Here is a 13,209-nt window from a genome sequence, read left to right on the forward strand (position 1 = left end):
GAGAACAGAACATGTGGTATTTTACCTGGATATTAGGCGTTTTACTGGCTTGTTCATTTGGCATTATTAACGCCATGTGGTTAGAATCGACTGAGAACTTGGATCGCCCTGAAGACCCAGAAGATCAGTAGTGAAAGATAGCCAGTCCCTCCCGCGGTGGTTTAACGCCACCGTCATCAAGCAGGGTGTTGCATCGCGCAGCACCTTGTTTTTATTAGTGGCCATAAAAACCACCCGGCTGTTGTGTTTAATTGCCGGCTACTGGCTTTTTGCCGCGATGATGCACGACTGGGTGGTGCTGGCTCAGCAGCCGGATATGAGTGACTGGCTGGGCCTGACGGCTGCGTTATTACTGGCTTGGCTACTGCAGGGTGATGCCTATCGGCGCACCTTGCAGGCGAAATCTGATTTACTTAGTGGCCTTGAAAAGCGCTTTGCTGAGCGTTTGGTAGCAGAGCAAACCTCGTTAGTCAGCACCCATTCGGCTTACTTCTGGCAATCGGTATGGACCCGCCACATCAGCGCGTTGGTTCACTGGCGCTACGACTATCAGGTGCAACAATATGTGGCGGTGCTTACACCCTTTTTCGCGCTGCTGTTTATTTTGGTGGTTAACCCGGTGGTGGGTGGCAGCCTGCTAATCACATTACCGCTTATTCCGCTGTTTATGATTTTGGTAGGCAAGGGTGCGGCGGCGCTTCAGCGGAAACATTTCGTTGCCCTTACCCGGCTGGGCAGTCTGTTTGTTGATCGCCTCACGGCACTTGGGTTACTGGCCAGTTTTCGCACCCATCAGATTGAACAAAAGATATTAAAACAAGCCAGTGACGATCTGAATGAACGCACCATGAAGGTGGTTGGTGTGGCGTTTTTATCCAATACCGTGCTGGATTTCTTTTCGACCATCGCCGTTGCATTAATTGCAGTGTTTATTGGCTTTAGTTTATTAGGCGAATTCTCGTTAGGCCCCGAGCTTACGCTGCATTCTGGCTTATGGCTGTTACTTACCGCACCCTTACTGTTTTCAGAACTTAAGGCGCTGGGGCAGTTTTATCACCAGAAGGCCGAAGCTGAAGCCGCGCGCGATGCGGCTGGTGAATGGCTTGCGGCGCTGGAAGCCGGGCAATTGAATGAACCGGCCAACGAACTCACCGAGCCGCAGCAGTTTAGCTTACAACTTGCAGATAACCTGCTCGCGAGCCAGTCATTAACGTTGCTGCCTGGAGACTGGGTAGCCATAACCGGTCCGTCTGGCAGCGGTAAAACCTTGTTACTGGAAGCCCTTGCCGGCCAGCGGACGGGGAATTATCGTTTGCCTTGTCGGGTGGCCATGCTCACTCAGCATCCGGTATTGTTACCCGCCACACTGCGTGAAAATCTTAATTATCAGCGCACTTTTACCACCGCCAGACTGGAACAGGCGCTAAGTGAAGTAGAGCTTAAGGCATGGCTGGATTCGCTGCCGGCCGGGCTAGATACGCCTTTGGCTGAAGTGCCTGCTATCTCTGGTGGGCAGGCGCAGCGTCTGGCACTGGCACGCTTGTTATTGTCTGACGCGCCGGTATGGCTGCTCGATGAGCCCACTGCGCATCTACCAGAGGCGCAGCATCACAGCCTCAGCAAGCTTATTCATACCCTGGGGCAGGGGCGAACTGTACTATGTGTTTCCCATAAGGCGCTGCCGGATGACTGGTTTAACCGTACCTGGCAGGTAGAAAACCGCAGGGTGCAGCAAACGGCTGGTGGGGAGGCAGTATCGTGAAAGCCTTCATTACCGTATTACTGGCAGTGCTGCACGGCGGTGCCGGGCTGGCCATTTTAATTGTGTCATCGTGGTTTATTGCCGCCTGCGCTGTAGCTCCGGTGAATTTTAACTACATGCTGCCAGCGGTAGTGATCAGAGCGCTGGCGCTAATACGCATTGGTAGTGGCTATGCCCACATGTGGGTAGGCCACAAGCATTTATTGCAACTCACCTCGCTGCTACGCGTGCAATTATTTGAACGGCTGTTTGCTGCGCAGATCCGCCAGCGCAGTGAAGAAGTTGAAGCGCTGGCCAGTCATACCGAGGCCATCGCTGCGGTGTGGGTCGGCTGGGTTTCTCAGCAGGCTTCTGCGGTCCTTATGCTGGTGGTGAGCGCAGTAACATTGCTGGTGCTGGATATCCCTTTTGCCGGTTGGACAATCGCGCTTGGCGTTATCTGGCTGGTGATCATGGCGGCGCTATGTATGCAAGGGCTCACTTTAGTTAAAATTCAGGTGCTTCAGGAGCATGAATTCAGAGAACAATCCGATGTGGTGCTCGGGAGTGTGGCCATCTGGCATTTAAAAACTGTGCAAGAGCAGTTAGCGCAGTTACCCTCTGCACAAACCCTGTGGGAAACGGAAACCAGTCAGCAACGGCTTACTTTGCAGAGTCTGTGGGTATTTCAGGGGCTTGCCTGGGCGCTGATGCTGGTGATTATTTATCTGGCTATCCATACTCAGCTTGAAGGGGAAGGCGGTAACCCGCTGTTGCTGGTGGTGCCCATGCTGTTGCTCAGCGCCGGTGACTGGCTGGGCCGCTCCTTTAATGGTCAGCCTGCGCTAAACCGGTATGTGCAGGGCAAACAGGCACTTAAAACACTACCAGTAGACCCCCTGCAACTGACAGACGCCGTACCATTGTCCAGCACGCTCACTCTTACAGGCTTTGGTTCAGTGAACCTACCCGAGCAAAAAGTGACAGCGGAATTTGATGCCAGCGGTCTTTATCTGGTTGGCGGCCCAAGCGGCGCAGGTAAATCCCAGTTACTGCAGGCGGTCAGCGGGTTGGTAGCCTGCCATGGGCAACGCCTTTGCGATGGTAATGCACCGGGGGACGGCCTGATTGAAGGCTGGCTTTATCTGGAGCAGCAACCGGTGATCCTCGCCGCCACGCTCAGGCATAACCTGACTCTGGGGCGGGACTTTTCGGCTACGCAACTTAATGACGTACTGAGCAAAGTTGGCCTGGCTCAGCTTAACGACCCGGGCGAGTGGCTCGGCCCGGGCGGCCGCGTATTATCAGGCGGCGAGCGCAAGCGCTTAGGCATAGCACGAGCAATGCTTATCCAGTCACCGGTGTGGCTGCTGGATGAACCCTTTGAGGGGCTCGATGGAGCAGCGGTCAGCCAACTGGTTGCCTTGTTACAACAGAAAGCCGCAACGCGTCTTATCATCATTGCCAGCCACGTGTATCCGGCTGAACTGCAATGCAAAGACACGCTGATACTAAATCCGCCCAGTTAATATTTTCAGGCAACGCGGATAGGGATAACATCGTCAGTGATCCCATGCTTTAGCCGGGCCTTTAAACAATCGGCCGAGCCGGCCTCAAATTCCCGGCAGGTTGACGAGCGTTGTTCATAAATACTGCAACTAACCTGTTTACCAATTTCGCCTGTCAGGGCCACACACCTTGGGTTAGGCTGATTAGTACCTGCCATCGACACCAGGTTTGGCGAAATTTTAGTAGTCAGTTCGGCCGGAACCGAACCGCCGGCAAACGGGTCGGACTCCGCCCAGTAAAAAGACACCCGAAAGGTGGCGCAACAGGCACCACAATCCACACAAGACAACATACAAAAACTGCTCCACACAATGTGCAAAACAACCAGTGATTAGCTGGGTTTGCGAGCTAACGCATAAGGATTGGAAAACGTCATTGTTAAAGCCGGCAGAGGGTACCTGCTCAACAACGTATTTGGCGAATTATGCCATTAAAAGTAAAAAATTCTAAATAATATAAACATTTAATAATCAATGGATTAGGTTTTTCTTTGGCGTTGTTATACGCAGTTGTGGATAGCGCCCGGGCCAGCTGGCAAAGCTTTTGCTGTATCACACTAAAGACCCATTCTATTTTGATACAGAGAGCCGGCAAATGAGCAAAATTCAGATCACGCCATTTTTCCATGAGCCCACGTTTACCGTGGCCTACGTGGTAACTGACCGTGCCACTAACAGCTGCGCAATTATCGACCCGGTACTCGACTACGACGCCGCAGCCGGGCAGATTTCCCATGAGTTCGCTGACAAAGTTGTCAGTTACGTTGACAAAAATGGCTTAACACTCGAGTGGATCCTGGAAACCCACGCCCATGCCGACCACCTCACTGCCGCTCCTTACATCAAGGAAAAGCTCGGCGGGCTGATTGGCGTAGGCGATCATATTCGCCGGGTACAATCCACGTTTAAAGCGATTTATAACCTGGAAAGCACGTTTCCCACCGACGGTAGTCAGTTTGACCAGCTGTTTGTCGACGGGGAAGTAATTACGCTGGGCCACTTAGATATTGAAGTGCTGCATACGCCCGGTCACACCCCGGCTTGTGTGTCTTACTACATAGAAGATGCGGTGTTTGTGGGCGATACCCTGTTTATGCCGGATTACGGCACGGCCCGGGCGGATTTTCCTAACGGCAGTGCACAAACCCTATATCAGTCCATCCGTAAAATTCTGGCCCTGCCGGAGGCTACCCGGATGTTTGTAGGGCATGACTATAAGAGCCCTACGCGGGATCACTTCGCCTGGGAAACCTCGGTGATTGAGCAGCGCCGCAACAATATTCATGTAAAAGATGGCGTCAGCCAGGCCGATTTTGTGGCCATGCGGGAAGCCCGGGATGCCACGTTGGCGGTGCCTAAACTGCTGCTTCCTGCGATTCAGGTGAATGTCAGAGCGGGCCAGCTGCCGCCGGCAGAAGACAATGGTAAATGTTACCTGAAAATCCCCCTGACGATTAAGTCGTAGCCATGTTGCTTACCCTTATCGGCGCCATTGTGATTGGCGTGAGTCTTGGCCTGCTTGGCTCTGGTGGTTCGATCCTCACAGTACCGCTACTGACCTATGTAGTTGAGCGCCCGCCTAAAGTGGCGATTGCGGAATCCCTGTTAATTGTAGGCGGTATTGCCCTGGCAGGGGTATGGCGTCAACAACGGGCTGGTCTGGTGGCGTGGCAGAAGGTGGTCAGTTTTGGCTTGCCGAGTATGGTTGGTACTTATCTGGGCGCGCAGCTTTCCCAGTACTTCAGTGGTCTGGCGCAGTTGGTGTTGTTCGCCATCATTATGCTGCTTGCCAGCCGTTTTATGCTTAAGCCCGTTAACATTGCTGCCAGTAATGACGTGTCTCTGGCAAAGCTGGTTCCGGCCGCCATGGTGGTGGGCATGATTGCTGGTTTGGTAGGGGTTGGCGGTGGCTTTTTAATTGTACCGGCACTGTTGGCTCTTGGTGGCGTATCTATGCGCCAGGCGGTGGGCACCAGTCTGGCGATTATTGTGATGCAATCGGTAGTTGGATTTGGCAAATACCTGTATTTGTTCAGCCAGCTTGGAGAACTGCCCTTCGACTTTCAGCTCATTACGCTAATGGTAATTATCGGCGCAGCCGGCTCCCTGTTCGGTGCAAAGCTTGGCGGGCGGCTACCCCAGCAACAGCTGAAAAAAGGCTTTGGCGTGATGTTAATTGTGATGGGCAGCTTTATCTTTCTTTCTTCACTACACACGCTGTACTTCGTGGAGGTACCGGTATGAATATTCGCACTATAAATCATCATTTTAGCGTTTCAGGACCGTTAACCAAGGACGACTTGTATACCTTAGCCCAGGCAGGCGTTACCACGCTGATAAATGGTCGTCCGGATTTTGATGAGCCCAATCAGGTGCCGGATGCCATATTACGAGTATGGGCCCGGGCAGCAGGACTGGAATATAAGTTTTTACCGGTAGTAAGTGGTAACTACAGCATTCAGGACGTTGCCGAGTTTGGTCGAATTCTGCTGGGCGCTACAGGCCGGGTTCATGCCATCTGTCGAACCGGTACCAGGGTATTGCATTTGTGGGCCCTTGCTCGTTGGGAGCAGGGGCTTAGTCAGCATGAAATAAAACAGGCCGGCGACCAGGCTGGAGTCGACCTTGATGGCATACTTTTGACATTTCAGAGCCGTACTCGTCAGTCGCAAAGTCCTCACTGAATAAATTAATAAAATCATTTATTTACGGCCTTATGGGCCAGATGTCCGATAGGCGAAAGGGGCATAATCTGGCATCTTGAGTCCCTCTTACAGGGATAATTGCTATGTATTTTCAACGTGTTTTCGGGTTCTTAACCACCGGTATCATTGTGATACTGAGTGGCTCTTTCTCTGCTTATCTTCAGGCTTCAGAAATCGCCGATTTAGCGGCGCTACGCGTGCAGGCTCAACAGCGCGTCGAGCAGAGTTATTCCTCTGACTGGATGGCACATCAAAGCTCGTCGCTGAGTCGCTGGCTCATCGGCGCGCCGACGCTGGAAGTCTCCGCGCTACAATCTAACCTGGCAACCGGTACCGATGAGCTTGAAGTACGGCTCGGTGTGCAATTACAGCGCCCGGATAATCTGGATTTATTTGATCAGATGGAACAAACCAATCAGGCCATCATGGTTGCCCGGCAGCGTCAGCAGGCTCTGCTGATTTCCGGGCTGGTGAGACAGCGTGCCTGGGATGCTGCCATGGCGCGTCAGCAGGTTAACGCCCTGAGTGATAAGCAGGTGTGGCTGTCCCGGCTGGGCACTCAGTTAACCGAGCGGTTTAACGCAGGCGAATTATCCCGCTTAGCCTATTTGCAGTGGCAACAGCAGCAGCTCGATGTGCAGCAAGCACTGGTTAATGCCAAAGCGGAACTGGCAGGTGCAATGCGAGCTTACACCGAGCTCACCGGCGCCTATACCTTACCTGCTAATATGACAGAAACGGTACCCGATAGTCTCGACGCTGCGCTTAACAGCCACCCCGAACTGAAACTCCTGAGCTTACAAAAGCAATACGCCGCAGCGGCCTATCAGTATGGCCGGCAAAGTCAGAGCAACTGGGATGTTGCGCTGGTGGCGCGCCGCTTACAAAGCGTGATGGGCGACGAAAATCAGGTAGGTATTGCGGTAGGCATCCCGCTGGCCCTTGAGATGCCTGCCAACCCGCAGGATCTGCAGGCCTGGCAGCAAACCGATTTGGCACTTTCACAATCGCTGATGAACCTGCGAATTACCTTGCAACAGCAGGTCAGTACCAATTTGGCCAGTCTGACATCGCTGGAAGAGCAAATTGCTATTGGCGAGCAGCAGGTTGCCATAGGTGAGCAAATTGTTGAGCAACTGGCGCAGCTAAAGCAGAGCAGCGAGCTGGAGCAAAGCAACTGGCTGCAATCGTTGCTGGAACAGCGCGACCGCACCTATCAACTGGACCAGCTCAAACTTTCTCAGCAACAACGGGTTGCTCAAATTAATCAACTGGCAGGGCAAGTGCTATGAAATCGTTTTTCTCTTTTCTTTTGTTAGTGCTGACAGTTTCTACTGCAACAGCGCAAAACCAGCGGATCTCCCTTGAATCTCTGGGGCGCCTGTCACTCAAATTTGCAGCGCCGCAGATTGTGCCTGCTGTGCCAACACCGGCAGTAAGCGGTGAAGTAAGCTATCTGCCGGGCAATGGTTATCAACTGGTATTGCCATTTCGGGTATTACAGCAGCAATACCTGGTAGCGCCACAAGCCTCTGTGGCGGCCAATACCCCGCTGGTTAAATTAACCGGCAGCGAGGTTCATCATTTCTACGAAATGCTCAAAGCCCAAAAAGAGATTTACCGTCAGGCTGAGCAGCGTTATCAGCAAAACTTACCGTTATTTAACAGCAAGTCCATTAACCAGCAAACCTGGCAGTCGATTACCGATCACTATTTTGCCAGCAAGCTTGAACTGGGCCATCTTGAACATGCCGAAGAGTTGTTACAACGGGCCAATGATGAAGATTCCGCGTTACTGACCGCGCCTGTTGCCGGCGTGTTTATACCGGCTGGTGAACAACTCGATAACGAAGCGTTTGTGTATGGTGAGGTGATTGAACAAAGCGCTTTGCGCTTAAGAGTGCAACTGCCATCCGAGCTTGCTGATAAGGTCTCGGCATTAACAATGGGCACTTGTCATCTGGACGTAGCCTATCGCGAACGCTTAAGCAGTGGTCTTGTCAGCCGGTTGTGGAGCGCCCCGGTTACCGGCAATGCCGACTGTGCGCTGAGTTTTGCTGATGCGGTTATGGTAACGCCGGTTATTGAACAGGCCGGCCTTGCTGTGCCTGCCTCAAGCGTTTATTTCTTTGAAGGTGAGTATTATGTCTTGGCGAAAGAGGGCGCTGAGTTAGTGCCGGTGGCGGTCACCGTGCTGGGACGCCATGATGGTCAACTGCTGATTGCCGATAGTGAACAGCTTAAGAACGCGCAGGTACTCACCTCGTCGGTGAGTGCGGTACAAGGCATTTTACTGGGTCTGGGAGGCGAATAGATGATTGCCCGCTGGATCCAATTTTCCCTAAGTCAGCGCATTTTCGTGCTGGCGATGTTCGCTGTAGCCCTGACAGCCGGGGTCAGTGCGTGGTTGAAACTGCCGGTAGATGCGTTTCCGGATATTTCCCCTACACAGGTTAACGTGATTATTAAAGCGCCGGGTATGACCGCCGAAGAAATTGAGGCGCAAATTACCCAGCCACTGGAAACCGAATTGCTGGGGATCCCAGATAAAGCGGTACTGCGTTCAACCACCAAATATGCCATTACCTCTATTACCCTGGATTTTGTGGAAGGTACCGACATTTACTGGGCCCGCCAGCAGGTTGCAGAACGTCTGAATAATCTGTGGAGCGAGTTACCACCCACGGTAGACGGCGGTATTGCGCCAATGAGTACGCCGCTTAGCGAAATGTTTATGCTGACCCTGGAAAACCCTAACCTGTCGCTCATGGAGCGTAAGCATTTACTGGACTGGCAAATCAGACCTGCGCTGCGCACCGTTGCCGGTGTAGCAGAGGTAAATGTATTGGGTGGCTATACCAAAACTGTGCAGTTCACTCCGGATGTGCAGCGGATGAGTGCTTTGGGACTCACCCTGCCTGACGTGGCCGACGCGCTTACCCGATCTAATATCAATGGAAGCATTGGCCGCATAGAGGTGGGCAATGACACACTAATTGTGCGTAGCGAAGGGCGTTTCACTCAGTTGGAAGACGTGGCAGAACGGGTGGTTGCGATTAAAGAGGGCAGCGCTATAAGACTCGACGACATAGGCCGGTTGTCAGTAGGCAGTTTGGCCCGCTATGGTGGGGTGACTAAAGACGGTAAGGAAACCACCGAAGCGTTAATTGTCGCGCTCAAAAACAGCAATACCGCTGAGGTGGTGGAAGCGGTACAGGCAAAGCTTGCGCAAATTAAGCCCGGCTTACCTGCAGGGACCGAGGTAAATGTGTTTTATAACCGCAAAAACCTGATCGATACCGCGGTGGGAACCATCACCAGTGCGCTTGGCCAGGCAATTGTGATTGTTGTAGTGCTGCTGGCGGTGTTTCTTGGTCAGATTGGCGCGTCGTTTGTGGTGGCCTGTGTGATCCCGGTGGCAGTACTCATCACCTTTTATCTGATGAGCGTGACTAATCTCACCGCTAACCTCATGAGCCTGGGCGGGTTGGTGATTGCCATTGGCATGCTGGTCGATGCCTCGGTAGTGGTGGTGGAAAATATTGTTTCGCAGCTCTCCCGTGGCGTGCCTTTGCCAAGGCTGCATGTGATCTATCGTTCTGCTAAAGCGGTTGCCACGCCGGTCATTGCCGGTACGCTGATAGTGCTGGTGGTCTTTACGCCACTGCTAACCCTGACCGGTCTTGAGGGCAAATTATTCAGTCCGGTGGCCATGACGATCATGTTTGCTATGGCGGTAGCGCTGGTAAGTGCTTTTACCATTATTCCGGTGCTGGCGTCTTTCTTTGTTAGCAAAGCGCCGCAGCAACTGCCGGGTTATTTACAGGCATTACAAAACGGCTTTGAAAGCGCTTTGCGAAAAGCCATTGCGGTACCCAAAACCCTGTTTATTGCAATGGCGGTAACCCTGGCCCTCACCGTACTGGCCTTTACACAGTTAGGTAAAACCTTTATGCCAACCCTGGATGAGGGTGACCTGATTGTGCAACTGGAAAAATCACCGACGCTGTCGCTAACAGCTTCTTTAGCGCTGGATAAACAAATTGAAGAGGCATTACTTGCCGAAATCCCCGAGATTAAGCAAATTGTGGCGCGCACCGGCTCGGACGAGCTGGGGCTTGATCCCATGAGCCTGAATGAAACCGATGTGTTTATGCAACTTGCCCCCACCGATGAATGGCGCTTCGACACCAAGGCCGAACTGGCCAACGCTATTCGTGAGGTATTAAAGGGCTTCCCCGGTATTAACTACGGCTTCACCCAGCCGATTCAAATGCGCGTATCCGAAATGCTTACCGGCAGTACCGGCATGGTAAGCATCAAAATCTTTGGTGATGACATTGCCCGTCTCACGGAAGTGGCCAGTGAGGTCGCGAACGTAACGGAAAGCGTGCAGGGCGCAGTAGACGTAAACAAAACGCTGATGGAAGGCGGTGACTATTTACGCATTAAGCCGAAAATGGATATCGCACTGAGGTTTGATATGTCGCTCACCGAGCTGTCTGACTATTTACAAATGCAAGTGAACGGTGTGCAGGTTACCGACATCATTAACGGCCGCATCGTTACGCCGCTGATGTTCTCTAATCAGCGTGAGGGTATTGCGGCAATCGGCAGCGATATTGAACTGGCCAACCTGTCAATCCAGCTACCCGATGGCACCTTGCTGGCGTTATCTCAGGTGGCAGAGCTTGAACGGGTTGAAGGCCCTGCGGTGATTGAGCGGGAAGATGCCTTACGGTATGTGATGGTGAGTGCCAATGTAGAAAATCGCGACCTGGCGTCTTTTGTTGAAGAAGTGGCAGAAGAGGTGAGAAACAGTGTGTCTCTACCTACTGGCTACACGGTAAGCTATGGCGGCGAGTTTGAAAATCAGATCCGTGCAACCAATAACCTGCTGACCATCATTCCGTTAGTGCTGGGCGTTATCCTGATTATCCTGTTTACCCAGCTGAAAGAGCTGAAACTGGCGCTGCTGATCCTGGCCAATATCCCGTTTGCACTGGTAGGTGGTGTGTTTGCGCTGTGGTTTACCGGTGAATACCTGTCGGTACCAGCCTCAGTTGGATTTATTGCGCTGCTTGGCGTGGCGGTACTCAATGGGGTGGTGATGTTGTCGCATTTTCAGCAGTTGGCGAAGCTGGCGGGTGATTTTAAAGAGCACATCATCCAGGGCGCAAAAGACCGCCTGCGGCCTATCCTGATGACGGCAACCACGGCTATCTTTGGCTTAATGCCACTGGCCTTTGCTACCGGTCCGGGCTCTGAAATCCAAAAGCCACTGGCCATTGTGGTGATTGGCGGCCTGCTTTCCTCTACCCTGGTCACACTTATCATTCTGCCGATTCTGTATTTCACTCTGGAGCGCAAACATCATGACTGAACAATGCATTTTTAGCTGCTTTGTGGATCCTGAGACCGTTGATAACGTGGTGGATTGTTTATTGTGCCAGCCGTTTGTTGGCGGGTTTTCCATGCATGGTATTGAAGGCTACAGCAAGGAACACGCTAATTATACGGTGAGTGAGCAGGTAGCCGGGCATCGCTCGGTGTGCAGAATTGATATTCGCCTGCAGCATAAAGATCTGGATAGTTTAACGGCTGCTCTGGCGGCATTATCGTTACAGCACCGTATTCGCTACTGGGTTACACCGGTGATTGATAGCGGCATTATTTAGTCAGCCGCTGTGGCCTGGTCACCGCCATTACTTATTTCAAAGCTTAAGCTTGTCTTAAGAAAACTCAGGTAGCTTATTGTGAAAACAATAACATGTGGTGAGTTGTGAACGTTTCTTTTGTTATCCCTGCAAAAAATGAGCAGGGCAATATCCGGCCGTTGGTGACTGAGATTACCCAGCATACGCCGCCAGAGGTAGAGTTTGAAATCATCTACGTGGATGATGGCAGTACGGATGGCACGCTCAGTGAAATACGTGAACTTGCAAACGATTTGCCTGTTTGCCTGCGTGTAGTGCAGCATGAAAAATCTATGGGGCAGTCCACCGCCATTATGACAGGGGTTCGTTATGCTCGTTATGAGTGGATTATCACGCTTGATGCGGATGGTCAGAACGATCCGGCGGATATCCCACATTTTATTGAGGTCGCTGCGCGTCAGCCGATAGAAACGGATTTTTGTGTTGCCGGCTATCGTAAAAATCGTAAGGATACCGCCTGGAAGCGACTGCAATCGCGTATTGCCAATCGGGTACGCCAGCGCCTGTTACACGATGAAACGCCCGATACCGGCTGCGGTTTAAAATTAATTCCGCGCAGCACGTTCTTATCTTTGCCTTACTTCGATCATATGCATCGTTTCCTGCCGGCGCTGGTAAAGCGTCTTGAAGGACGCGTTTTTGTGGTGGAGGTTAATCACCGCGACCGCCACTGCGGAACATCCAACTACACCATGTTGAGTCGGCTTGGCGTGGGGATTGTGGATTTATTTGGTGTTATATGGTTACTTAGGCGGGCGAAATGTCCTCATCCTCAGGAAGTGACCGATTAATGCCTAAAGCCAGTACTATAAATCGTTTGCAAGCAAGTATACGAGCGCTGTTGAAACCGCTGATTGCCTGTCTGGTGATTGCCGGCTTGGTAAAAATGGCGAGCCTCGGTGAATATGCCGATCCACAGGCCGTCGAGCAGTGGCTTACCGCTCAGGGCGTTCTTGGCTGGCCCCTGTTGGTAGTGAGCGGCGTGTTGCTGATGCTGGTAGGGTTCCCCCGTCAGATAGTGGCTTTTATTGGCGGTGGCCTGCTGGGCGTAACAGCTGGTACGCTGCTTTCCACCGCGATGGCCGCTATTGCCTGCGCAACCACTTTTATGATTTCCCGTTACTTTTTACAGGCCTGGGTGAGACGCCGCTTTCCCGGCGTAATTGCAAAACTCCATCCGTTGCTGGCCGGAAAACCCTATACCGCGACCCTGGCGATAAGGTTACTACCCATTGGCAGTAATGCGCTCACCAACATTGTGGCGGGTGCCAGTACCATTAAGGGTCGGGCTTTTGTGAGCGCATCGGCGTTGGGTTACGTGCCGCAGATGCTGACATTCGCCCTCATGGGGCAGGGTATGGAACAGATGTCTTCGTGGCAAATCAGCGTCAGCCTGAGCTTACTGGTGTGTTCGGTGTTGCTAGGAGCACACCTTTATCGCTGGTATCAGCAACAGCCAGTCAGCACCGTTTAAACGT

13 protein-coding genes are annotated in these 13,209 nt (G+C 52.4%); 12 read left to right on the top strand and 1 reads right to left on the bottom strand.

Annotation, left to right across the window (positions count from 1 at the left end; genetic code table 11):
- The first annotated feature begins 11 nt into the window (after nt 1-11).
- From cydX to C6Y40_RS23960, 3 genes are read left to right on the top strand one after another with little or no spacing between them, the layout of a single operon-like run.
- On the top strand, nt 12-131 hold the full coding sequence (cydX, locus tag C6Y40_RS23950) for a cytochrome bd-I oxidase subunit CydX (protein WP_070177514.1): 120 nt from the start codon (nt 12-14) through the stop codon (nt 129-131).
- Complete coding sequence (locus C6Y40_RS23955; RefSeq protein WP_240622071.1) at nt 131-1,762, top strand: ATP-binding cassette domain-containing protein; 1,632 nt, start codon at nt 131-133, stop codon at nt 1,760-1,762. Before cydX ends, C6Y40_RS23955 begins: the two co-directional genes overlap by 1 nt.
- Complete coding sequence (locus tag C6Y40_RS23960; protein ID WP_105936899.1) at nt 1,759-3,270, top strand: ATP-binding cassette domain-containing protein; 1,512 nt, start codon at nt 1,759-1,761, stop codon at nt 3,268-3,270. Before C6Y40_RS23955 ends, C6Y40_RS23960 begins: the two co-directional genes overlap by 4 nt.
- 5 nt (nt 3,271-3,275) lie before the next feature.
- Here the strand turns inward: C6Y40_RS23960 and C6Y40_RS23965 are convergent, their stop codons facing one another.
- Entirely contained in the window at nt 3,276-3,602 is a 327-nt protein-coding gene (locus tag C6Y40_RS23965; protein WP_105936900.1) for a YkgJ family cysteine cluster protein, read from the bottom strand.
- Between the two features lie 302 nt (nt 3,603-3,904).
- Here C6Y40_RS23965 and C6Y40_RS23970 point away from each other — a divergent pair, with 302 nt between their 5' ends.
- From C6Y40_RS23970 to C6Y40_RS24010, 9 genes are all read left to right on the top strand, one after another.
- Nucleotides 3,905-4,774 (top strand): MBL fold metallo-hydrolase, encoded by an 870-nt coding sequence (locus C6Y40_RS23970; protein ID WP_105936927.1) that lies wholly within the window; start codon nt 3,905-3,907, stop codon nt 4,772-4,774.
- A gap of 2 nt (nt 4,775-4,776) precedes the next feature.
- Nucleotides 4,777-5,553 (top strand): sulfite exporter TauE/SafE family protein, encoded by a 777-nt coding sequence (locus C6Y40_RS23975; RefSeq protein WP_105936901.1) that lies wholly within the window; start codon nt 4,777-4,779, stop codon nt 5,551-5,553.
- Nucleotides 5,550-5,993, top strand: a complete 444-nt coding sequence (locus C6Y40_RS23980; RefSeq protein WP_105936902.1) for a protein tyrosine phosphatase family protein — start codon at nt 5,550-5,552, stop codon at nt 5,991-5,993. The genes C6Y40_RS23975 and C6Y40_RS23980 overlap by 4 nt, the downstream gene beginning before the upstream one ends.
- A gap of 104 nt (nt 5,994-6,097) precedes the next feature.
- On the top strand, nt 6,098-7,306 hold the full coding sequence (locus tag C6Y40_RS23985; RefSeq protein WP_105936903.1) for a TolC family protein: 1,209 nt from the start codon (nt 6,098-6,100) through the stop codon (nt 7,304-7,306).
- Nucleotides 7,303-8,328 (top strand): efflux RND transporter periplasmic adaptor subunit, encoded by a 1,026-nt coding sequence (locus C6Y40_RS23990; protein ID WP_105936904.1) that lies wholly within the window; start codon nt 7,303-7,305, stop codon nt 8,326-8,328. The genes C6Y40_RS23985 and C6Y40_RS23990 overlap by 4 nt, the downstream gene beginning before the upstream one ends.
- A complete protein-coding gene (locus C6Y40_RS23995; protein ID WP_105936905.1) occupies nt 8,329-11,397 on the top strand; it encodes an efflux RND transporter permease subunit in 3,069 nt (1,022 codons plus the stop codon). It abuts the gene before it with no gap.
- Nucleotides 11,390-11,692, top strand: coding sequence for a DUF3240 family protein (locus tag C6Y40_RS24000; protein ID WP_105936906.1), 303 nt, complete (start codon nt 11,390-11,392; stop codon nt 11,690-11,692). Before C6Y40_RS23995 ends, C6Y40_RS24000 begins: the two co-directional genes overlap by 8 nt.
- Nucleotides 11,693-11,796: 104 nt before the next feature.
- Entirely contained in the window at nt 11,797-12,522 is a 726-nt protein-coding gene (locus tag C6Y40_RS24005; protein ID WP_105936907.1) for a glycosyltransferase family 2 protein, read from the top strand.
- Entirely contained in the window at nt 12,522-13,205 is a 684-nt protein-coding gene (locus C6Y40_RS24010) for a TVP38/TMEM64 family protein (protein ID WP_170308581.1), read from the top strand. Before C6Y40_RS24005 ends, C6Y40_RS24010 begins: the two co-directional genes overlap by 1 nt.
- Nucleotides 13,206-13,209: the final 4 nt, after the last annotated feature.

The organism is Marisediminitalea alba (assembly GCF_002993365.1).
GTDB lineage: Bacteria > Pseudomonadota > Gammaproteobacteria > Enterobacterales > Alteromonadaceae > Alteromonas > Alteromonas alba.

Bases quoted from the DNA above. Each gene is read 5' to 3' on its own strand.
- cydX (WP_070177514.1), top strand. From the start codon at position 12: ATGTGGTATTTTACCTGGATATTAGGCGTTTTACTGGCTTGTTCATTT.
- C6Y40_RS23975 (WP_105936901.1), top strand. From the start codon at position 4,777: ATGTTGCTTACCCTTATCGGCGCCATTGTGATTGGCGTGAGTCTTGGC.
- C6Y40_RS24010 (WP_170308581.1), top strand. From the start codon at position 12,522: ATGCCTAAAGCCAGTACTATAAATCGTTTGCAAGCAAGTATACGAGCG.
- C6Y40_RS24000 (WP_105936906.1), top strand. From the start codon at position 11,390: ATGACTGAACAATGCATTTTTAGCTGCTTTGTGGATCCTGAGACCGTT.
- C6Y40_RS23990 (WP_105936904.1), top strand. From the start codon at position 7,303: ATGAAATCGTTTTTCTCTTTTCTTTTGTTAGTGCTGACAGTTTCTACT.
- C6Y40_RS23970 (WP_105936927.1), top strand. From the start codon at position 3,905: ATGAGCAAAATTCAGATCACGCCATTTTTCCATGAGCCCACGTTTACC.
- C6Y40_RS23965 (WP_105936900.1), bottom strand. From the start codon at position 3,602: ATGTTGTCTTGTGTGGATTGTGGTGCCTGTTGCGCCACCTTTCGGGTG.
- C6Y40_RS23980 (WP_105936902.1), top strand. From the start codon at position 5,550: ATGAATATTCGCACTATAAATCATCATTTTAGCGTTTCAGGACCGTTA.
- C6Y40_RS23985 (WP_105936903.1), top strand. From the start codon at position 6,098: ATGTATTTTCAACGTGTTTTCGGGTTCTTAACCACCGGTATCATTGTG.
- C6Y40_RS23995 (WP_105936905.1), top strand. From the start codon at position 8,329: ATGATTGCCCGCTGGATCCAATTTTCCCTAAGTCAGCGCATTTTCGTG.